The sequence below is a fragment of the Psychrobacter sp. H26 genome (assembly GCF_059073035.1).
Genome location: NZ_JCACRW010000001.1, coordinates 744,690 through 767,722 on the forward strand (window position 1 = coordinate 744,690; position 23,033 = coordinate 767,722).

Here is a 23,033-nt window from a genome sequence, read left to right on the forward strand (position 1 = left end):
AATAATCCTTGATTAAGCCAGTTGCTTTTTAAGCGTTCGTAAACGGCTTTTAAACTCTGAGCGGTCAACATAACAGCCTTTGAGACGACGGTCTCCAACATTTTCATCAAATGCATTACGACCGTGCAGGACGCGGCGATTATCAAAAACCACCATTTGACCCGCTGCTAATTTCAACTCAATCTTATAGCGACTGTCCTTTAATCGAGCCATCAGCTCTCGATAAGCAAGATAGTAGTCGTACATAACATCACTTGGTAAATCAAAAACATCTGCAAGATGGGCGTTGTATTTGATTTCGATAATATTGCCAAAGTTGTCTAGATTGATGACGGGGTGGTGCTCACGGATATCATGGACAGTGTCATGAAAACGAAAGGGAATAGCATACTCGGCAAGCAAGCGAAAATACTCAGGCTGATCTTCTCGTAACCCTTCTAACACCTTTAATCCGTCTACAAAAGTAGATTCGCCACCTATACTTTCATTGCTCAAAAAATGCAAAAATTGATAGCCTGGAGGCAATTCCTGATTTGGCAAATCGGTATGCAAAGGTAATGAGAGCGAGGTATAAGCCAAATTGATCGGTGACCTTTCTGATATCACATCGAATGTCATACCGAAATTGGTCTGCCGAAGATAATCGACTCGCATGGCGGTCTGCACACCAGCATCAGAGTCATCTGGCATATTATCAATGATAGTAAGCCCATATTTATCCAGCGCACTCATCCACTCATATAAAGCGCTGTCACTGGTCATGATGCTCTGTTGGTCATACATCGGAATGTGGTCAATAAACGTGCCATCCCAACTTTCGTAAGGACTGCTATGGTCCTTGGCCAACGCACTAGAATAACCGAACTCACGTAACCAGCTTTGTTCAAAGTGGCTGATATGCGCTTGTTCTGACCATTCAATCGTCAGCGTTGTATCATCAAAAGAGACAGAGAGTGGATGGATATCTTTTGAGACACTCAGTAAATCAAAGCTACGCTCGCCAGTGTGCGGATGAAAAGCCGATGGGCAGTTATCACGCAGCCAGATATAGTGATACGTACTGTCGATACCATCATTCCAGCGTATTTGAATGGCGTGATCAATGAGCGCAACGGATTCTATTTGATAGTCAGTTGCTACGGCGATGTCTAGAGATGGTGTTGCTTGAGGCGTTTCCATTGGAGCAGACCCTACATATACATGAAGTAAAAATATATTTTACGGTATCTTGTTAGGATCGGTTATTCAAACACCGAATTACGAATCATCTAATGGGCAATACAAATCAACGCAGTACTAAACTGCGATTAATATTTGGTGAGCTATTTTTTGAAGGGTTTTAAAAAAAATTGAGGCTTCGCGAACGAAGCCTCAATTAATGTAAGTGTTTTATTTGTCCCAAAACGGCTCTTAACCAGTATTGCGTAAACCCGCTGCTAGTGCATTAATACTACGGATTAATGGATCCTCTACGTTAATGTCGTCAGAATCTTCACTGCTCACAATATCTTGCTGTCTGGCACGCTTTAATAGCTCAATCTGTATATAGTTGATGGGGTCTAGATAAGCATCTCGCCACTGAAGGGAGGCGGCTAGATTTTGCTGGCTAGACAATAAAGAGTCTTGCTCAAGTAAGGAGTTCAATCCTGAATAGGTTAGTTTATGTTCATCGAGGACTTCGCTCATAATTTTCTCACGTAACGGCTCATCGTCACACAGTTGGCTATAGGCCTCGGCAATATTCATATTGGCTTTGGTAAAGGCCATCTCAATATTGCTCATAAACACACTAAAGAACGGCCATTTAGCGTTCATCTCTTTCATCAATGCTTCGTCAGCCTTAACGCTATCTAGGGCACTGCCGACGCCGTACCAAGCAGGTAGGGTAAAGCGTGCCAATGACCAGCCAAATACCCAAGGGATGGCTCTTAAGGTAGTTTTACTTGGGAGGCCTTTTTTGCGGTGGGCAGGACGTGAGCCAATATTTAATAGAGATATCTCTTGTACAGGCGTCACCTCTGAATAAAACTGATAAAACCCTTCGGTGTGATCCGTCAGCTCGCGATAACGTTGCTCGCCCGCGTCCGCTAAGCGTGTAAACAGCGCTTCATACTCTGGCAGCTCGGTCGGTTGTACCACAAACCTTGTTGAGCAGGCTTTGAGTGTACCCGTGATGGCCATGGTCAGCTCAAATACAGCAGTATCTGTATTGGCATACTTAGCATAGAGCACTTCGCCTTGCTCAGTCACTTTAATCTGCCCATGTAGCGTGCCGGCTGGCTGTGCGGCAATGGCTTTGTGCGTTGATCCACCACCACGGCTGACTGAACCACCACGACCATGGAACAACCGCGTTTTGATGTCGTATTTTTCAGCAATACTATTGATAGTCTGCTGGGCACTATAAAGTTGCCATGCTGAGGTAATGATTCCGCCATCTTTTGATGAGTCTGAATAACCCAGCATGATCTCTTGTGTATTATCCGTATTCTGTAGCAGGCCACGATACAGTGGATTATCTAACACGGCAGGCAATATTTTATCGATATTTTTTAGATCTTCAATGGTTTCGAACAACGGCGCAACTGGCAAATCAGCAGACAACTGGCCTTCGTCATCAATTCTGCATAAGCCTGCAAACCGCATGAGCAGCAATACCTCTAGCAGCTGGCTGGCATTATTGGTCATCGAGATCACATAGCTGCCAAAAGTAGCCTGTCCCACCAGTTTGCGTAGAGTAGCGACCGAATTCATCAGTGACAATTGTTCACGAGTTTTGTCTGTCAGGTTGTCAGTATAGATAAGCGGCGTGCCTGGTTTTTCTAGCAAGCGCGTCAACCACTCTTGACGTTCGGTTTCGCTTAGCGTTTGATAATCAGGCAGGTTAGAAGCACTGGCAAAGATATCTGCAATCACTTCGCCATGGTATGACGACTCTTGACGGATATCCAGCGCTGCCAAATGAAAGCCGCAAGTCTTGACCAAACGAATGATATCTAGCAATAAGCCATCGCTATGTGCTATATCGTGTGTACTGACACTTTGACGGATAATGCGCAGATCTTCTAATAACTCTTCTGGATTGGCATAGGCATCTTTTTCGGCTTCACTGTCCGTACCTTTGCTTTGGATGCGGCGATTGGTGGCTTTGACTTTAGTCAGGATTATAGAGAGCAGGCGACGATATGGCTCATTACTATAGTCATCGAGGTTATAGTCAAACACCCGCTGATCGAGCTCATCATAGCTTTTAATCTTGTCATATACCTCAGCTGAAACGGTGACAATAGTGTCACTATGAATCAGCTGGCGGCGCAGTTTTTTGAGTAGCACCTGATAGTGACGCAGCACGGTATCAGCATGCATCAGTACGGCAAGTTCTGTGGTCTCAAAAGTCACAAAAGGATTGCCATCTCTATCACCGCCAATCCATGAACCAAAGCTCATAAATGCAGGTAGTGGATAGTTTGTGAGCTCTGGATAGATATCGACAATGGCTTTTTTGATATTACGATATACTTTAGGAATGGCATTGAACAAACTGGCATTAAAGTAATGCAGACCGTTATTAATCTCGTCATATACCAATGGCTTACGGGTACGTACTTCGTCAGACGACCATAATAGATCAATCGTTTGCGCCGTTTGTTCTTTGGCTTGCTCGTAGGCGAAGCTGTTTTCAGACACGTTGTTTAGGGCGTCGCTATGCGTAAATAGACTTTGTAAGATATTCATCGTTGTACGGCGACGCGCTTCGGTAGGATGCGCCGTAAATACAGGTGTAAACTTCAGCTGATCAATGAGCTCTTGCATTTGAGCGGGCTCAATATTGCGCTCACGACACTCAAGTAAGGTACGACGAAATGATCCTTCCCAGCTTTGCTCGGACTGCATACGCTGCGCATGACGCTGCTCACGCAAATAATTCTCTTCGCTTAGATTGGCTAGGAAAAAATAGATAGAAAAGCCGCGTATGACGTTTTTTAAGGTTTGATTGTCCAAAGAAGCAATAAAATCGATAAGCTGCTGTTTATGTGTCTCATTCGGCTCACGGCGCTGTTGAATAAAGCCTTTGCGTAGCGTCTCAATCGTATCTAGCGTCTGCTCACCAGATTGGCGAGAAATAGCATCACCTAATAATGAACCCAACAAGCTGGTGCGTTTACGTAATACGTTGTTATCTAACGTCATCTTCAAACTCCTTCTCAAATGAATGGATATAATACTGTGGTTATCTTATGCGCAATATCCTATAGTTTTTTGCAATTTAACATAAATAGGTGAGACCTGCTTAATGTTAATGGTCAATTGTTTGTTTTGTTGACCCTTATCATACTATTGCTTATGTTTGGCTCAGTTTGTTTCTAACTTTCTTCATATATCTAACTGGTTTTAGTACAAGTTTGTCCTAATTACGTTCTAGGATTGTCTTGCAATTTATTTACCTCGCAGCTCATCTATATAATCAGCCCAATCTTGCATCATCTGTATCCTAGTATCGATTTCATCAAGTCTGTTGTAGGCCCCGCCATGTGTGTCTTTGATACGATGACCCAGCTGTAATTCTGTGACGATATCTGAATAGCGTAGCTCAGGCTGTTCCATAAGCAAGGTTTTAGCTGATGCTCGAAATCCATGCGCACATTGCACGTCTTTATATCCGAGCCGATGAAAAACCTGTACCAACGTCGCTTTGCTGATATAAGCATTGCTTGAGCCACGCATTGAAGCAAACACATACTCCTTATGCCCTGTGGTTGACTGGATATCTCGTAGACGCTCGATAACTTGCTTGGCTAAGGGAACAACTAAGTGCGAGACCATATCATCGCGTCCTTCGCCTTTGGTCGGGGAGAACGCCCATGTATTAGTATCCCAATCGATATCATTCCAGCGCATCGATCGCAGATCGATACTACGTACAAATACATAAGGCAATAAGTTCATAGCCTCTAGTGTGATTTTACTTGCGCCTTTGAATTCAGACATATCTTTTAGAAGTGTCGCAAACTGGTCTGGCTTAGTAATAGCAGGTAAGTGATTGCCTGAATTGGCGGGAGCCAGCTCACCGCGAGTATCGATAGCCACATTTCTATCGCACAATCCTCGAGCCACTGCAAACGAAAACACTTTTTCAGTATACAAGCGAGTGCTCGCACCAACAAAAGTGGCTTGATTGTTATTATTTTGAATTGACTCACATACACTCAGTATCATCTCGCTGGTGATATCGTTCATTCTCAAATCACCAATCTCGCTACACATATATCCTAGACATAAATCCCAAAATTTGAGGGTAGAGTCACTAAATGCGGATCTTTTAGACTTATTTTGATGGCGACCTGCTGTCTTGTGGTCGCGCCATGCTTGTGCAATCTCAGAAAACGTTGCATTTTTGAGGTGTGTGTATCTGTTGACTTGTTCTTTTTGCTGAATAGCTTTAGGGTCAGAGCCTTTGGCGACCATGTTGAGGATAGTCTCGGCTTTGTACTTCACCTCATATAAATCAATATCCTCGACTTTACCGAGCATCATTCTGGGGCGCTTGCCCTCGATATGCGGATGAGAGTAACGCAGGTAGTATTCTTTTTTGCCGTTTGGATAGACACGAATGCTCAAGCCTGCCACACCTGAGACACTAACTGAATAGTCCTTGTCTAGGTATTCAAGCTTATTGATATCGTTTATGTGATCGACAGCCATAAGGTATATCCGTAAATTTGATTGGGCAGTTGCATAAGGTTAATAACCAAAGAAGAGTATTCTCCAAAAAAGTACAAATAGTCATTGGACACCAATATGGACACTGGTATTTGTTCTAAAAATAAAGAATCTCTTATTTTATAAGGTCTGAAACGTACAATTATCCCCAAAGTTCACTTGGGGATAATTGTACCATATTTACCTACATATTCAGTAGACTACGTAAAAGTTGAGTTATAGAGCATTTTAACCGCTATTTAAAGACATAAATTTATAAAATAACAAGCTAAACGCTTTATTTGGTAAGCGTTACAGACGATTAATTACTAAACAAGCAGCCTTCTACTTGCATAGAATATAATAAACAGGGTGGTAGTACGGTTCTATGCAAGTAGGAGAGCGTATTTTGAGGTCTATATTTGTATCTTTTATCCTAAAAATGAATGTGTTCTACAAGTAACAGATAATTGATTACAGAAATCTAAAAATAGCAGTGAGTGTTTTATGGATTACTTACACCGAATCTATAGGAGATATCAATAATATTTAAATAGGGTAGGATAAATGACAAAGAATAAGATAAACTGCCATCGCAAGCGTTGACTTGATATATTTTATTTCAGACCAAGCAGTGGTATTAAATTACCAAGAGCTATCAGCCAAAACGGATAAATCTGAGCAAGAGCATAGAGTGATTAGTTAGGAATATAGTAGGTCGAGCATAAAAGAGCGCTTATAAAAGATTATTGATATTAAGGTGAATTACTATGGAACCAACACAAAACGCTATAGAACATAAACCTGTATTCATGCCCAAAGTCAACAGTGACAATCTGGTAAAAACAGATATGGTAAGAGTTGAGCGGCATGTGGGATTTGCTACCAGACAAAAGAAAAAAACGATCAATGACTTGCATCAAGTCATTCGTAAAAAATATGGGTTTAAACAAGTGCTGGAGCTGTCCAGTAAATCGGGCAATAAACTGAGTTTTCCGCTGAGTCCATTTAGCCTACAAATCACTAATGAGTATGATGGCAAGCAGTATAGTGTCGAAAATGCTTTTCAAGCCAGTATGGTGTTTGAAGATGGTGGTCCTTATGAAGACTTGTTGACTGTAGCACCCAGACAAGCCAGAAAAGATGAGCGATTGATGACATCAGGAGAGCTCACTGGTTACGACTACTTCGGTATGGAATGGGGCGTAGAGCCATTGACGACGTTTTATGATTGGCTATATGTGAATGCACTAAAGCAAAATCCTCATTTACATGAAGAGGTAATGCAATATCAAGCCTTTACTGATATTACTTTTAATCCTGCAAAATCTATTCATAATGCAGCCTACGCACTAGCTCTATTTGTGGCACTAAATAAACGTGAGCTGCTCGGTAATATCGAAGATCCAATGGCGTTTTATGACTTATGCAATGAGTTCAAAGTTAGCAATACCGAGCACCTGTTAGAAGAAGGTTGGGTTTAAGCGCTAGGCTAGCGCTCAATTGAGAATAATAAATAGTTTTGAATAAAGGTTGGGTTGCAGACAATAGTGCTAATCCAGATCTGAATCATTCCGCAAAATGTCATTTGCGAAATTAAGACTACCGAGGATGATTCGGTAGTTCATAGTAATGATAGCGATCACTTATTAAATACTTAGAAAGCAGTTGTCGCAAATTTTGCGACAACTTAAGTAATAGAATAGTTTTAACTTATTCTGGTTTTCATGTACTTAATGTACAAAGACCTGAAAACAATCTATGAACCCAGTCTTTTATAGAATCTATTTAACATAATATACATTATGCGAAAACAAACCAGCGGTTTTAGTAATTGACTGAATAGCAATTAGTCATAATATAATTTAGATTTTTTGCCCTGTGTTTTATCTTGGCTCAGTACTTTCAATATTAGTTTGGCCGTTGTTAGCGGCAAGTTTCAAGCAAATGATTACGCAAAGTATCGCCATCTTTGTTTAAGATCACGTCTGCAACTTGGCAATTGGCATTCTTATCATCACATGATAACTCATAATAAATATCGCTACCTTGCGCTAAGCTGACGTGAACCAATCCTTTATCAGTTACTGAAAACTTCTTATCCTGCGTATAGTCAGGATCTTGAGCGTTCCACAACACATCATAATCCACATTGCATGACATTTGGTGCTTATCAAAATAATCCTGTTCGAGCTGTATGGCTGCTTGTAAATCATCATCAGCATACTGCTGTAACACGGTAGGATTACTCATACCTTCGTCATCGATGTCTTGTTTATACATCTTGGTGATGGCAGCGATTTTCGTAGCGGCTCTTGTGTCATCTATTTGTGTTACATCTGCTATAGCACTACCGACAGTTGTCAGTCCTATGATCGATAGCAATGTTAGCGTTCTATACGTTGACATGTCAGTCTCTACAAGCTTTATCCTATAAGTGTTACGGTCTATTACATCATAGCCATATTAGGACTATGATGTAATATCGTATCATTCAGGTTCACTTACCAAGATCTTGATTACATAGTGCTTTTATATTGTTCCCTTTATCGGTTTCTATGATGATTTTTGGGGCTAATACACTCATTCATTGCCAAGGATATTTCTATGGCTATATTGACCACTTCTTATGAGAAAAAATCTGTAACATTGGCCTGTAGTAGCTTGTTATTGGCTACTTTGACTGCGACTGGCTGCCAGTCTGCCGCTGAGCCCGTCGAAACTACTAACTCTCAGGCTATGAGTAGCTCATCAACGATTGTCAGTACTGATATAAGTCGACAAACCCTTAGACAGCAAGCATTACGTATACAACGCGCACTGGCAAATAAGGACTTTTCTAGGATTGCTAATGACATTCATCCCACACGTGGCGTTCGTTTTTCCATGTATGCTTATGTACGTCCTGAATCTGATAAAGTCTTTAGTCGCATTCAATATGAGCAGTATTTGAGTCAGTCCAATATCCGCTTTACTTGGGGCAAAAAAGACGGCACTGGCGATTTACTCATCACGACACTACCTACATATTTGGATACATGGGTGAATGGTAAAACGTTCGATAACGTAGCCATTAGGGTTAACGAGTCAACCAATAATGGTAATTCAATCAATAACCTAAAAGAAATATACCCACAATCAGAGGTTGTAGAGTTTTATTATAATAGTACTGAAGCATACGCTGGCATGGACTGGCGTGTACTACGCTTGGTATTTGACGAATATCAAGGCAAACGTTATCTCATTGCGGTTATTAACGATCAATGGACGACTTAAAGACTTCAAAGGTGGATACCAAACTTAAGGAAGAATTATCGTAGCGCACTACCCTTTTCTGATTTTTAATAGTATATATTCATTTGAAAGAATGTTTTACTATTTTGACTCGAGAGGCTCTTGACGAAAAAACTTCACCATAATCTCATAAATATCGGGATAAGCATCTACCAGCTTTTGCGGGGTTTCAAAAAACACCTCACTAAGCACCGCAAAAAACTCCGCGGGATTGGTCGCTCCATAGCGATCTAATCCTGACTTGCGATGTGTTTGAAAATCCTCGAAATCACGGCTCATAATCTTTGTCCATCGCGCAGGATCCATATCGGGTTGCATTGGTGGAAAGCCATTGGCGCGGCCATTCATCATATCGAGTTTATGGACAAACTCATGAATAACCACATTGTGCCCATCGCGTTCGCCTGAATGTTTGGCATCCTTCCATGAGAGAATGACAGGCCCGCGCAGCCATGCTTCTCCACTACGATGCTGAGTACCTTCGTGGACAACACCGAACTCATCTATTGTGGTACTGCTGCTCTTGTATGAGCCGGGATAAATGATAATGGATGACCAACCAGCATACCATTCAAGACTTAGGTTTAAGATCGGCAGACACGCTTGTAGTGCAATGGACTGTTTGACAGCATCGGTAATCTCAAAGTCATGGGCACCAGTGATTGATTTGTCAGCTAAGAATAAAGTTGCTAAATCAAATAAATGTGACCTCTCATCAGCATTTAATCGATCTAAGATAACGATACGTTTGGCAGCCTGCATCCAATCAGCATGGTTGAACTCACTATTGTCTAATATACGCTGCTCACGCCAGTCTTTTATAATACCAAACATCGTCGCTACCCCTATTCTTAAGTTATATGTTATCTGTTTTTTATTGGTACTAAGCCTACTTGCAAGCCAAATGGGCGAAAAACTTGATTAAGCAGATCCACACTATAGTTGCCATTATCATTCTCTATATCTGATATCGTCTTGCGCGATACTTTTACAAGTGTTGCAAACTGCTCTTGGCGTACGTTTAATACTTGTACACGCAATATCTTTAATGCTTCACCTTGAGTAAGTATACCGTCTTGTAACTGTTCGACGACGTTGTTTTTGAATACCTTACGTGCATGACTGTCAAGCGGCAGCGCGTTTTTTGATGCACGCTGTTTTTGGTTGTTATTGATGAGTAAAGCCTTGTCTTCATGAATATCTTTATGGTAATTCATAATCCTACCTTTATCTTCGATACGTCTGATAGTGTCTGTTCTATCGGTCGATCTTTGAGTTTCTCAATTATGCAGGTCACACAGTTCATATAGGTCATGTTAATTCAGCAATCGCCATGCTTCTAAATTCTGGGGTAAATAATCAAAACCAATGGCTGGAAAGGATAGAATGTGCTCAGGCACACCCCTAGCAGCTAAGCGCGTCTTTAAATTCAATAATTTTTCTGCTGTGGTTTTAAGCTCGCCTAATAACACTTCAGGCGGTACTACGTCTGCTAGCTGCTCAGCGATTAAATCAAAGCGATAGCGACCTCCTGATTCAAGCTTATCAGGTGACCGTGCATCTGCCGTTTTCCATTTTATGCTGCGCGGTATCCCTTCAGGGTCTGCACGCATCGTTGCAAAGTCGTATATAGGTGTCAGCCAAATCTGATCTGCATCTCGCATAAAAGCATGATTACGTCCATGATTGTCTGAGTTGCCAAAAGCAATATTTAATAAATCGCACTGTACCCATTCGATGACAAAGGCTTGCTTATCAAAATAAAAGCCCTCATCCACCATGTTTGAGCTTTCAATAATTGCAATAAGTTCATGTATCACTGCATAATGATCCAACATAGCACCAGCACCCTTCTTCAGCATGCTATAAATAGACTCCATCGCAAAGCGCTTATAAGGCGAAGCTGACTGACCTATCTGAATATCAAAACGAGGCAACCACAATGAGGGGTACCTATCACCTTCGATTAGCCTCATACCATCAATATCAATCGTCTTAAACCCCATAGCCGTCAACTCATGATAATAATGATACTCTGCACGCAAGATGTCACAGTCTAGACTCGTCCGCTGACCTCGAGGGTATTTGACCAAATAGTACCTGTCCTCGCTGTCCGCCAGTTGCTGATTATCAATCCAAATTGCTTCGTCATCACGCCAGCGTAATAGTAACTTGGGGGCCTCACCGCCAGCACCCGTTGCACCGCCTGCCATGGCACCCTGCTCGCTTGCATACTCCAAAAAATTGACGTCGCGATCCGTGATGTCAGCCAGCGTAAATAAACGCTGCTCGTCTTGTGTAGGTAGAGGGACAGCCTCTTTGATACGCAAATGACCTATCGGTGCGATAGTTGCACGCCTGAGCAGCTCATAATCTTGCTCTGTCTTTGATAGCCGCGTTAAATCTAAACGTTGCATCCAATATCTGCGACTAGCGCCAGCCGGTATCATGTCATCTAAGACAGGTAACCAACCCTCTGTTATTGTCGTACCAAATAGTTCTACAGGATAATTGATAGATACGGCAAAGTGATTATCAGCTAAAAAATGCTCATAGCTATAATTATCACTGCCTTTATTATCTTGAGACAGACTTGTCGTCTCATCACTATATATAAGCTCTATCAATTCTTTGTCATCATTAAATATTAGCTTAGCAATGTCTTGCCAGCTATCATCAAGAAAGGCTTGTATGGTTAGTGATAAATCAGTCATATCAACTCAGATATATGATAAATATATTACTCATTATATATAGAATTTATTGATTATGAGTAATATATTTATCATATCATACTAATTTACAAATTTATGAGCGTTATATTACTCATAAAACTGTATTATTTTTTACCTTATTCATCCTCTTCTAACCTATCGAATCAAGCTGTACTTCAACCACACGCAGCGCCATTGATTTCCAGTCCAAGTCCAAACCATCAGTAAATACCACATGATGACTGATACTGACGTACCCGTGCACAATTGCCCATATGTCTAGAGCGATTTGCTGACGCTCTATCATACTCGTATCTTCGGATAAGTAAGATCCTGCGACTCGTACCAATTTTGCAAATGCGCTGTCCCGTGCAGCAATGGCTTCCTCTGATGGCTGATAGCCTGCATCAGACTCTCCAAAAATTAGCCGGTAATGCGCTTCATATTTTTCAGCCACGTTGAGATACCCCAAGCACGACTCTAGTACTTGCGCTTTGCTGGCTCTGCCATCATCAGGTATGACATCCATGGCTTCACGTACCAGATGAAACCCCTCGATATACAATGCATCTAATATGCCCTGCTTACCTTGGAAATGACTGTATATGCCGATGGTAGATAGTCCTGCACGCTTAGAGATAGCACGTACACTCAAAGCACTCCCGCCACCCTCCAAAAACAGTTGGGAGGCTGCATTTAGGATTTTAGTTCTAGCGTCCATTAGATTCTCACTATGTCTTGACAATTATAACAGTGTTATTTTAGTATATAACACTGTTATATACAAACAGTTGTTATTAAATATCATGGATGAATCATTACCTTAGGAGCAAGGATGCGATGAGTATTCAACAACTAGAAACGGACTACCTAATTATAGGCAGTGGTGCAGTCGGCATGGCTTTTGCTGACGTATTGCTAGCAGAGACAGATGCCAATATCGTTATCGTTGATAAGCATCATAAGCCAGGCGGTCATTGGAATGATGCCTATTCATTTGTCACACTACATCAGCCATCATCATTCTATGGCGTCAGTTCGCGCGAGCTGTGCGGCGGTACCCTTGATAATATAGGCTTAAATAAAGGGTTGTCTGAGCTAGCGACAGGCGCTGAGATCATGTCTTACTACGATAAAGTCATGCGGCATACCTTTTTACCTAGCGGGCGCGTCCAGTACTTCCCTATGTGTGAGTATCAAGGAGACGGTCACTTTACGTCATTGCTGTCAGGCACTACTCACAAGGTCAAGGTCAATAAAAAAATCATCGATGGTACCTACTTTAAAACCTCCGTGCCAGCAACCCACACGCCAAGTTTTGATATTGCTGATGGCGTCAAGTTTGGTCCATTGAACGACTTACCAAACCTAACTGAACCATGCGATGTTTATGTGGTCGTTGGCGGCGGTAAAACAGGTATTGATGCAGTTTTGTGGCTATTAGAAAACCAAATTGACCCTGATCAGATCACGTGGATTATGCCTAGGGATGCTTGGTTGATTGATCGTAAAAACACCCAACCATCACGCGACTTCTTTGTGCATACTATTGGGGCACAGGCGACTCAAGCAGAGGCAATTGCTGAAGCTAAAAGTATCAGCGATTTGTTTGATCGTTTAGAGCAAGGTGGGGTGTTGATGCGCATCGATCCAAATGTACGACCGAAAATGTTCCATGGTGCCACCGTCAGTAGTGAAGAAATAAAACAGCTACGCCGAGTCAAAAACATCATACGTAAGGGCCGCATCACTCGCATAGATAAAGACACTATTTATTTTGCTGATACGCATATCCCAACGACAACCAACACTATGCATATTGATTGCTCTGCCCGTGCGGTACCAGTGACAGAGACCTATACCGTATTTCAGGATAACACCATCATCGTACAAAATATGCGTACTTACCAGCCTGTATTTAGTGCCGCATTTATCGCGCACATTGAAGCCAGTTACGATGACGACGCCATCAAAAATAATCTATGCCGCGTGGTACCACTACCCAATCATGACACGGACTGGTTGGTAGGTATCGTGGCACAAATGCAAAACCAGATGCGCTGGTCACAAGAGCCTGCACTACGTGAATGGTTGGTGAACAATCGCTTGGATGGTTTTACCAAGTTGGTACAGCCCTGTGAGAGTAGAACGCCTGAAGAGCTGGCTATCTTGCAGCGTCTAAAAAAATCGATGCCACAAGCTGCTGCCAATATGCCCAAACTAATGGGTGAAGTCATGCAAATCAATGCAGAGCGTCAAACTAATACTGCCCACGCCTAAATAGATAGCTATCAAGGAGATAGATATGCAAGAATTTCAGACCAATAAAACGGATTTTTCTAAAGCACGTTTACAGGAAACACCAGCATGTACCCTCAATGAGGGTGAAGTACGTGTCAAAGTCGATCGCTTTGCCTTTACGGCTAATAATATTACTTACGCTGTCATGGGTAATCAGCTGCGATATTGGCAATTTTTTCCGCCGAATGGTGACGAGCCTGAAAAATGGGGAGTCATTCCAGTATGGGGATTTGGTGATGTTGTGGAGTCTAGTAGCGACGCCCTACCTGTTGGTGAGCGTCTATTCGGTTATTTCCCGCCAGCGAACGAGCTGATTATCACGCCCAAACGCATCACGCAAACCAATCTGATGGATGGTAGCGCCCACCGTTCCGAGCTACCACCTGGTTATAACCTGTATCAGCGCGTCAATCACGAACGAGGTTATGATCGCGCCAACGACAACCAGCGGATGCTGCTCTTTGTACTGCATCTAACTTCATTTTGCTTATATGACTTACTAAAAAGTAATGATTGGTTTGATGCAGAACAGATCGTTATCATCAGTGCCTCGAGCAAGACCAGTATAGGTTTGGCATACGGTCTGGCCGAGGATACAGATGCCCCGCATGTCGTCGGTCTTACCTCCGACCGCCATACAGACTTCGTTGATTCGATTGAGGCTTATGACAGTGTATTGAGCTACGACGCTCTTGAGCGAATTGATGCAACCAAACCTACCGTTATTGTAGATATGTCAGCCAATACCGATGTCCTGAGTAGGCTACATAAGCACTTAGGCGACAACATGCGTTACACCAGCAATGTCGGTCTTACCCATTGGGATGAGCCGAGACATTCTGAGGGCATCATTCAAGCGCGTAGTCAGCAGTTCTTTGCACCCAGTCATGTGCAGCAGCGTATGAAAGAATGGGGCCCTGAAGCGTTCAATAAGCGCTCTATGCGCTATATTATGATGAGCATGGCAAAGACCAGTTCATGGCTGAACATTCAAGAGCTTGACGGAGTAGATGGTTTATTGAGTGCTTATCAAGATATCTGTGATGGCAGGATAGATGCTGATAAAGGCTTGGTAGTGGTCATGAAGGATGAAGATTGATATAAGTCAAAGTGACTGTTTATTCGTTACTAATAACTAATTAGCTGCTAATAGCGTTACTCATAACATCAAATAAAAAAGCAGAGAGCCAATTACTGCGCTCGCTGCTTTTTTGTGTTGGGTCTTTATTGGGAAGTCTCAAGTTAAGTTTTTAGAGACTATAACTTCAAGACTTAATATCAGGGCGCCAAACCTTCCTCTTGTAAGTAATCATGCAGTCCTTCTGCAAACTGACGATATCCTGTAGCATTGGCATGGATTCTATCGGATTTTAGTGTGTCATCAGATAGTACCGCTGACCAGCCGCCTGAGTATAGCGGTATGTCCTTCTCACCAGCTACCTCTTCATACAGCGGATTGTCACTTACTTTACCGAATAATGCACTGGCACTTAGGTATGGTTCAGCAATCAGGACGACATCAATATTTGCAGAGTGTAAGGTATCAACCGTTCGCTCAATATTGGCACGGGTCGTATCAGGCTTAATACGCTGCAATACATCGTTCCCGCCCACCCCAAGCAGTACCAAATCAGGGGACTGTTTGGTGATATCTTCTACTCGAGCCAGCACATCGGCAGAGGTATCACCGTTGACACCTGCATTCACCACTTCCCACTGGCTCAAGTCAGCAAGCACGCTAGGGTAAGCTGTCTCTGTACTAGCGCCATAGCCATAGGTGAGTGAGTCCCCAAGCGCTATCACCGTACTACCAGCGGGCAATACCTGGTTCTGTGGTTCACTACTGCACCCAGTCAATCCGATACCAAATGAGAGTCCTATACTCGCCAGCAGCGAAAACCGTCCCCGTAGCTTCATGCCTGCTCCTGTTTCTATACCAATTAAATTAAATTTATCATCATCAAGCTGTTATTTTCTAAAACCTATTATTTAACTCTTGTTGTATGTTACTCAGTAACCGTTGTATAGTTCATACAGGAGATAGACTGCCTGTTGGGCGAAATACAAGTGCTACCTAGCTTAGCACAGACAGCGTAGTCGTCATAAAGTATAACTTTACCAAGGATACGTGAGGTACTTATGAACAAAAAATCATCTCAATCCCAGTCTCAGAGTCAATCTCAAGAAGACTCTTCAAAAGATCAAACCAAAGAACAAAGTCAGACGCAAAACTCGAATAAAGCCAAAGCCACCTCTGACGCCAGTATAAAAGACAAAAACAAGGATAATGTTTCGGAGCAAGCGCAAAACCAATCACAAAATTCAGCAGATGCCACCCCCTCACAAGCACCCAGCTTTGATGAACTCCAAATAAGCGAAGGTCAGTATCGTCCAGTTGCAAAGGCCGTTGGTGATTGGCTTGATAACATCAATATGGACGCCCTCAATTATCTAAACGAACAGGCAGAAAACATCTTTTACCGCAAAGGGGTTACCTTCACGGTCTATAGCGATGCCAAGAATATTGAACGTATGATTCCGTTTGATATTATTCCGCGTATTATTGCCGCGAGTGAGTGGAAACAAATAGAGGCCGGCTGTAAACAACGTATTACCGCTCTGAATGCTTTTTTGCATGATATTTACCATGACCAAGCCATTATGAAAGCCGATATCGTACCTGCCAGCTATGTGTATGCCAGTGGCTGCTATGAGCCATGGATGATGGGTATTGAACTCGACAAACCGATCTACTCACATATCAGTGGTATCGATTTGATTCGAGACGAGTCGGGTAAGTTTTGTGTTCTAGAGGACAATTTGCGTACACCATCAGGTGTCTCATATATGCTTGAAAGCCGTAACATATCAGAGACACTACTGTCCGACATGTTCGCTGATACTCCTATTATGGGTATTAGCGACTACCCTAGCCGTCTTAAAGCCTGTCTTGCCAGCTCAACCTCCAAATATGATCCACAAGTCGTCATTTTGACCCCAGGACGTTTCAACAGTGCCTATTATGAGCATGCCTTCTTAGCACATGAGATGAATGTACCACTTGTACATGGCTATGACCTGGTCGTTGAGGACAGCAAAGTCTATATGCAGGGTATTCGAGGTAAGGTACAGGTCGATGTGATCTATCGCCGCATTGATGATCCCTATATTGACCCGCTCGCCTTTCAGTCTGACTCTATCTTGGGTGTGTCAGGATTGATGAGTGCGTACCGTGCTGGCAACGTGGTTATCGTAAATGCACCAGGTACAGGCGTGGCAGACGATAAGAGTCTCTACCCCTTTGTACCAGATATGATCAAGTTTTATTTGAATGAAGAGCCTATCTTACCCAATATCGAAACTTACCAATGCCGTAAACCTGACGATCTTAAGTACGTGCTTGATAACCTAGACAAACTGGTGGTAAAAGAAACGCAAGGCTCAGGTGGCTACGGAATGCTCATTGGCCCAACCTCAACCAAAAAAGAAATCGAAGACTATCGCGTACGCTTGCTTGAAAACCCAGCCGGCTTCATTGCCCAGCCAACCATCTCGCTCTCGACCAACCCTACGGCTGTAAGCGACGGTATCGCGCCGCGACATATCGACTTGCGTCCCTTTATTCTCAGTCACGGTGATGGCACGGTAGATATTGTGCCGGGCGGATTGACCCGCGTGGCCATGGTTGAGGGCTCTTTAGTCGTCAACTCATCACAAGGCGGCGGTATCAAAGACACTTGGATTGTCGATGACAGTCATTCAGAGACTCAGCCAGCTGGCAAGTGTACATCTTTATCATCAGTCGACGCCAATGCGTCAAACAACGTTTCAGGGCATGCAAACTACTATGATCGCGTACAACCCTTGGAAGCAGGTTACGAGAGTTTAGACGATGCACCTATGATACTGCTACTCTCTACCGCCAGTCATTTAATATGGCTAGGTCGATACAGCGAACGCCTTTATCACTATGACGATGTCATGAAACAGCTCATCAAAGGTGATCTCAAAAAATCTCAGGTCAAACATCTGATTAGTCACTTAGGGTTCAATGCCGATAGTGAAGAGTCCCTTAGAGCCATGAAAGTACAAATGGTGTCTGATCTGGAACAAAACATCATTCCCAATATCGTGCAGTCGATTGAAGACAATGTACAAGAAGCCAAAGGTGTCATTGGTAAAGATACGGCTGAGCTCTATAACTTGATTAAGCGTCTATCAAGTGCTGGTACTTATCGCGCCGCGACTTTGCAGCTACATGCGTGTAATGCGGCGATGAAGCAAGAGAATCCGACAGTGACTTGTTTTTGGCAATTAGGTCGTCACTTTGAACAGCTTGAGCGAGCCGTCTTGTTGCAGGAGGACTCAATAGAGATCAGTCTTGACTTTAAGTACTGGATTAATCAATTACCAGAGAACACACGCTGGCGTGAGCTTATCCGCTTGACTAACCAGATGATTCGATCGAAGAAATTTAGTGACTTTGAGCTGATTAGCAAGGAGTTCAACCTCATACTGCGTCAGGGTGTATAGAAGGTGTCTAGCCAATAACTAAGAGTAATTGCTTATTGAGACATACGAAATAAACAAAAAATAGAAAGATGCTATAAGGAAAATGCCATGAAACTTCAAATCAGTCATCAAACCAACTATTATTACGATGAGCTGGCGCAGCGTAGTGTACAGTATATACGCATGACCCCTATGCAAATGCCGCACCAAACCATCCATAAATGGAATGTCATGCTGCCTAAAGTGGCAACCAGCCAAAAGGACGGTTTTGGTAATGACTGGCTCACGCTCAGTCGTAACGAGGCACATAACAACTTACAGATGCAAGCATCTGGTGTCGTTGAGATCAACACCGAAACCGAACGCTTGGAGGACATGGATCATGTCCCCTACCTGCTATTTACGGTACAAACCCCGCTGACTAAATGCTCACAAGCAATGCGCGAATTTGCAGCGCCGTATCTAAAAACGCCTACCCATGACAGCCTAAAATCTATGGCAAATGCACTCATCATGAAAATGCCTTTTGTCAAAGATGTCACGCATGTGGGCACAACTGCTGCAGAGTCTTTTGCGATTGGTGCAGGTGTGTGCCAAGATCATACGCATGTATTTTTGAGTGTCCTACGAGATCAACAGATTCCAGCGCGCTATGTGTCCGGTTATCTGTACGACGATACCGAAAACCATATGGCGAGTCACGCGTGGGCTGAGGTGTGGCTAGAGGGTTATTGGTATACTTTTGATATCTCAAATCAGGCATTCACGCCGAACTCACACGTGTATGTGGCTATTGGACGAGATTATCTAGACACGGCACCTGTGCGCGGCGTACGAATGGGCGGCGGCTACGAAAATCTTTACAGTCTTGTACTGGTCACAAAGCTATCATAGCGTTTGCTATTTTTATTACATTTATTTATTGAGGATACCTTATGACCTATTGTGCTGCCATTCGTCTAAAAGACGGTATGGTTTTTGCCAGTGACACGCGCACTAATGCTGGTGTTGATCACATATCGACATTTAGAAAACTGTATCAATACGGAATTGAAGGCGAGCGCTTCATGGTGCTGCAAACTGCTGGTAGCTTAGCGACATCGCAAGCGGTATTCAACAAACTACAAAACGACATTGATCAGCGTCTTGAGAGTAATCTTAATACGGTCGCCACTTTGTTTGATGCTGCGCAAATGGTTGGTGAATGTATGCGTGAAAAAATGAACTATGCCAAATCAGTCGCCAATTCTAGTCGCGATGGTGCTTTTACCAGCTCATTTATGCTTGGTGGTCAAATCAAAGGTCAGCCCCCTGAGCTATACCTGATTTATCCTGAAGGCAATTGCATCAAAGCCACAGAAGACACGCCGTTTTTTCAGTTGGGTGAAAGCAAGTATGGTAAACCTATTTTGGATCGTTCTGTCAGCTACGACACAGATGTGAGACATGCAGCGCGCGCCTTGATGCTCTCATTCGACTCAACCATCCAATCAAACTTGTCAGTAGGTATGCCTATAGATTTTGTGCTTTATGACAATGACAGTTTAACCTTACCAGTAGGCCGCCGTATCGATGAGAATGATGAATACTTTAATACGATTCGTCATCAATGGTCAGAGGCGCTACGTCGCACTTTGGTTGAACTGCCTAAATGTCCTGATGGTTATTGGGGGTAGTGTTTTCTACTAGGGCGTGCCCTTAAACCCAATTTAAAGACCAGTCGTCATATCCATAAAATCACACCATCAAAAACGGTGCGGTACGACTGTCTTTTGATTGGGCTACCTCTTCTGGTGTCCCTTGAGCGACAATCAGCCCGCCTGCATCACCAGCCCCCGGTCCGATATCAATCATCCAGTCGCTATTGCTAGCCACCTGCATATCATGCTCAACCATGATGACTGTGTTGCCTGCATTGACGAGACCATTTAACTGAGCCATCAGCATGGACACATCAGCAGGATGTAGTCCTGTGGTTGGCTCATCTAGTATATAAAGGGTATCACCTCGCTGGGTGCGTTGCAGCTCGGTAGCAAGTTTAATTCGCTGGGCTTCACCGCCTGATAGCTCAGTAGCCGGCTGACCTAAGCGTAAATATCCAAGTCCAACCTGTAGCAACGCATCTAGGGCACGCAGTATAGACACTTCATCAGTAAAAAACTCATGAGCGGCTTCAACCGTTAAGTTTAATACCTCAGCGATGTTTTTGTCTCGATACGTGATAGCAAGCGTCTCGTCATCATAGCGCTGTCCATGACAGACTTGGCAAGGCGCATAGACGCTTGGTAGAAATAATAGCTCCACACTAACAAAGCCTAAACCTTCACAGTTTGGGCAGCGTCCTTTGGTCGTATTAAACGAAAACCTGCCAGCATCATAACCGCATGCTTTTGCTTGCTCGGTTGCGGTAAATATCTTGCGTACGTTATCGAACAGCCCTGTATAGGTTGCTAGGTTCGAGCGTGGCGTCCGTCCGATCGCTTTTTGATTGATGTTGATAAGACGGCGTATATGCTCCATGCCAGCAACAATCTCCCCGCCTGTGACTGATTCAAACTCTTGTTCAAGCAAATCGGCCTCACCTACTGGCGCCTCTGTAATTGTTTTTTGTCCCAGTGCTTCATTGATAAGATCAACCAGCGCTTGGCTGACGAGGCTTGATTTGCCCGATCCTGACACCCCTGTGACGCTCGTCATCACCCCAAGCGGAAACTCAACGTCTAAACCTGCTATGTTGTTTCGCTCGATACTTGCAAGCTTAAGCCATGCTGAGGGTTGCCTTGTATTAGATTTTGACTGAGCATTAAATGTTTTATCGGCAAAGAGGTATCGACCCGTATGCGACTGCGTGACGTCACGTAGCCCCTCTACAGGACCGCTATAGACAATCTCGCCGCCACGCGTGCCCGCTTTTGGCCCAACATCAACCACCCAGTCAGCGTGTCTAATGACACTGACATCATGCTCAACGACAAACACAGAATTACCTGCAGCAATCAGCTCATCTAACGCCCCAAGTAGTGCTTGCGTGTCGGCAGGATGCAGTCCAGCTGATGGCTCATCAAGGACATAAACGACCCCGAACAGCTGCGAGCGAATTTGAGTGGCTAACCGCAGGCGCTGTAGCTCACCAGGAGAGAGTGTCGGAGTGGTACGTTCAAGCGAGAGATAACCCAGACCGAGCCTTGTCAACGCCTCAACACGAGAGAGGATATCGCTGGCGATACGCTGAGCGACAATAGCCTTTTCGCGGTTTGGGGTGTTATCAGCGATTTTGGTACGCGCAGTTTTCTCTAGTTTTTTTGCCATATCTGTAAGCGTAAGCTGTGAGAGCTCACCGATATCAAGACCTGCAAATTTGACTGATAACGATTCTTTTTTTAACTTTTTGCCGAAGCACTCTGGGCACTCAGATATCTGCATAAACTGCGAGACACGTTTTTTGGTACGCGGGCTTTGGGTAGTGGCAAAGGAGTGTAATATAAAATTTTTGGCACTGGTGAACGTACCCATGTAGTTTGGCTTTTCGCCCTTTTCAATCGCTTCACGTGTTTGCTTGATATTGTATTCAGGATAAACGGGCACTGTTGGCGTCTCATCCGTAAACAAAATCCAGTCACGCGTTTTCTTCGGTAATGTATGCCATGGTTTATCAATGTCATAGCCTAGTGTGGTCAATATACGGCTAAGATTTTGCCCTTGCCATGCTGGCGGCCACGCTGCAATCGCGCGTTCTCGTATGGTCTTGGTGTTGTCTGGAACCAATAATTCTTCGGTAACTTCAAACACACGGCCAATCCCCGAGCAGGTCGGACAAGCACCATCTGGTGTATTGGGCGAGAATGCATCGGCATATAGTATTTCTTGCTCTGCTGGATAATCCCCTGCACGTGAGTACAGCATGCGCAAACCATTCGATATCGTCGTCACACTACCCACAGAAGATCGTACCGAAGGTGTCCCTCGCTGCTGCTGCAACGCGACTGCTGGCGGCAACCCTTCTATAGCATCAACATCTGGCTCATCAACCTGATCGATCAGTCGTCTGGCATAAGGCGACACCGAATCAAGATAGCGACGTTGTGATTCGGCAAACAATGTACCAAATGCCAATGATGATTTTCCTGAGCCTGATATACCAGTAAAGACCACCAATGCATTACGCGGTAGGTCAACATCAATATTTTTTAGATTATGAACGCGCGCACCTCTAACCTGAATATTTTCTTGGTCGGGGTTGTATAGAGCATTTTTCACTGTGCTGGTCTTATTGACCGTCTTTTCTATATTTTTTGGGTTCGCCATAGCGTTATTATTCCTATCAAGTCATTATTTATTTTTAACGTGCTTAGCTGTCTGTATTCTTAGTTATCTTTATTTGATTAGCAGAAATACTAACACGTACCTATGCAAGGCCATGGCTGGGCTTACGTATCAATAGCATAGATAGACAAAACAATAACTCAAGCTCTCCAGCATTTAATAATAAAAAACCTACATTGATGCAGGTTT

The 23,033-nt window shown here is 43.5% G+C and carries 17 protein-coding genes and 1 pseudogene; 8 read left to right on the forward strand and 10 right to left on the reverse strand.

The genetic code is table 11. The annotated features are described in order from the left end of the window. Nucleotides 1-12: 12 nt before the first annotated feature. The 3 genes from AC5JPT_RS03110 to AC5JPT_RS03120 form a co-directional block, all read right to left on the reverse strand. Nucleotides 13-1,179, reverse strand: coding sequence for a TauD/TfdA family dioxygenase (locus tag AC5JPT_RS03110; RefSeq protein ID WP_493857086.1), 1,167 nt, complete (start codon nt 1,177-1,179; stop codon nt 13-15). A 231-nt stretch (nt 1,180-1,410) separates the two neighbouring features. Next, on the reverse strand, nt 1,411-4,191 hold the full coding sequence (gene ppc / locus AC5JPT_RS03115; RefSeq protein ID WP_493857087.1) for a phosphoenolpyruvate carboxylase: 2,781 nt from the start codon (nt 4,189-4,191) through the stop codon (nt 1,411-1,413). A 246-nt stretch (nt 4,192-4,437) separates the two neighbouring features. Then, nucleotides 4,438-5,703, reverse strand: a complete 1,266-nt coding sequence (locus AC5JPT_RS03120) for a tyrosine-type recombinase/integrase (RefSeq protein ID WP_493857088.1) — start codon at nt 5,701-5,703, stop codon at nt 4,438-4,440. 767 nt (nt 5,704-6,470) lie between these two features. On the opposite strand from AC5JPT_RS03120, the gene AC5JPT_RS03125 reads away from it, so the two are divergent. Then, nucleotides 6,471-7,184 (forward strand): DarT1-associated NADAR antitoxin family protein, encoded by a 714-nt coding sequence (locus AC5JPT_RS03125; RefSeq protein WP_493857089.1) that lies wholly within the window; start codon nt 6,471-6,473, stop codon nt 7,182-7,184. A gap of 442 nt (nt 7,185-7,626) precedes the next feature. On the opposite strand, the gene AC5JPT_RS03130 is transcribed toward AC5JPT_RS03125, so the two are convergent. After that, nucleotides 7,627-8,109: a hypothetical protein gene (locus tag AC5JPT_RS03130; RefSeq protein WP_493857090.1), complete on the reverse strand. Its 483-nt coding sequence runs from the start codon at nt 8,107-8,109 to the stop codon at nt 7,627-7,629. A 198-nt stretch (nt 8,110-8,307) separates the two neighbouring features. On the opposite strand from AC5JPT_RS03130, the gene AC5JPT_RS03135 reads away from it, so the two are divergent. Beyond that, the gene (locus AC5JPT_RS03135; protein WP_493857091.1) at nt 8,308-8,976 is read left to right on the forward strand and encodes a hypothetical protein; all 669 of its coding nucleotides are present in this window, start codon (nt 8,308-8,310) and stop codon (nt 8,974-8,976) included. Nucleotides 8,977-9,075: 99 nt separating this feature from the next. On the opposite strand, the gene AC5JPT_RS03140 is transcribed toward AC5JPT_RS03135, so the two are convergent. The 4 genes from AC5JPT_RS03140 to AC5JPT_RS03155 form a co-directional block, all read right to left on the reverse strand. Further along, nucleotides 9,076-9,828, reverse strand: coding sequence for a M90 family metallopeptidase (locus tag AC5JPT_RS03140; RefSeq protein ID WP_493857092.1), 753 nt, complete (start codon nt 9,826-9,828; stop codon nt 9,076-9,078). A 29-nt stretch (nt 9,829-9,857) separates the two neighbouring features. After that, nucleotides 9,858-10,211 (reverse strand): helix-turn-helix transcriptional regulator, encoded by a 354-nt coding sequence (locus AC5JPT_RS03145; RefSeq protein ID WP_443526462.1) that lies wholly within the window; start codon nt 10,209-10,211, stop codon nt 9,858-9,860. 99 nt (nt 10,212-10,310) lie between these two features. After that, entirely contained in the window at nt 10,311-11,708 is a 1,398-nt protein-coding gene (locus AC5JPT_RS03150; RefSeq protein WP_493857093.1) for a type II toxin-antitoxin system HipA family toxin, read from the reverse strand. Between the two features lie 151 nt (nt 11,709-11,859). Continuing rightward, nucleotides 11,860-12,429: a TetR/AcrR family transcriptional regulator gene (locus AC5JPT_RS03155; protein ID WP_319051687.1), complete on the reverse strand. Its 570-nt coding sequence runs from the start codon at nt 12,427-12,429 to the stop codon at nt 11,860-11,862. A 119-nt stretch (nt 12,430-12,548) separates the two neighbouring features. On the opposite strand from AC5JPT_RS03155, the gene AC5JPT_RS03160 reads away from it, so the two are divergent. Further along, the gene (locus tag AC5JPT_RS03160; protein WP_493857094.1) at nt 12,549-13,988 is read left to right on the forward strand and encodes an NAD(P)-binding protein; all 1,440 of its coding nucleotides are present in this window, start codon (nt 12,549-12,551) and stop codon (nt 13,986-13,988) included. A gap of 25 nt (nt 13,989-14,013) precedes the next feature. After that, nucleotides 14,014-15,108 carry a DUF2855 family protein gene (locus AC5JPT_RS03165; RefSeq protein ID WP_493853121.1) on the forward strand — a complete coding sequence of 365 codons (1,095 nt, stop codon included), beginning with the start codon at nt 14,014-14,016 and terminating at the stop codon, nt 15,106-15,108. Between the two features lie 179 nt (nt 15,109-15,287). On the opposite strand, the gene AC5JPT_RS03170 is transcribed toward AC5JPT_RS03165, so the two are convergent. Then, nucleotides 15,288-15,926 carry a GDSL-type esterase/lipase family protein gene (locus AC5JPT_RS03170; protein WP_493857095.1) on the reverse strand — a complete coding sequence of 213 codons (639 nt, stop codon included), beginning with the start codon at nt 15,924-15,926 and terminating at the stop codon, nt 15,288-15,290. A gap of 348 nt (nt 15,927-16,274) precedes the next feature. Here AC5JPT_RS03170 and AC5JPT_RS03175 point away from each other — a divergent pair. The 4 genes and pseudogenes from AC5JPT_RS03175 to AC5JPT_RS03190 all read left to right on the forward strand — a co-directional run. Next, a pseudogene (locus tag AC5JPT_RS03175) lies at nt 16,275-17,771 on the forward strand (circularly permuted type 2 ATP-grasp protein); the annotation flags it as partial. Nucleotides 17,772-17,909: 138 nt separating this feature from the next. Then, nucleotides 17,910-18,542: an alpha-E domain-containing protein gene (locus tag AC5JPT_RS03180; RefSeq protein ID WP_443526639.1), complete on the forward strand. Its 633-nt coding sequence runs from the start codon at nt 17,910-17,912 to the stop codon at nt 18,540-18,542. 87 nt (nt 18,543-18,629) lie between these two features. Further along, entirely contained in the window at nt 18,630-19,415 is a 786-nt protein-coding gene (locus tag AC5JPT_RS03185) for a transglutaminase family protein (protein WP_443526454.1), read from the forward strand. Between the two features lie 41 nt (nt 19,416-19,456). Then, nucleotides 19,457-20,197 carry a proteasome-type protease gene (locus AC5JPT_RS03190; protein ID WP_319051692.1) on the forward strand — a complete coding sequence of 247 codons (741 nt, stop codon included), beginning with the start codon at nt 19,457-19,459 and terminating at the stop codon, nt 20,195-20,197. Nucleotides 20,198-20,258: 61 nt separating this feature from the next. Here the strand turns inward: AC5JPT_RS03190 and uvrA are convergent, their stop codons facing one another. Next, nucleotides 20,259-22,826, reverse strand: coding sequence for an excinuclease ABC subunit UvrA (gene uvrA, locus AC5JPT_RS03195; protein WP_493857096.1), 2,568 nt, complete (start codon nt 22,824-22,826; stop codon nt 20,259-20,261). Nucleotides 22,827-23,033 lie beyond the last annotated feature (207 nt).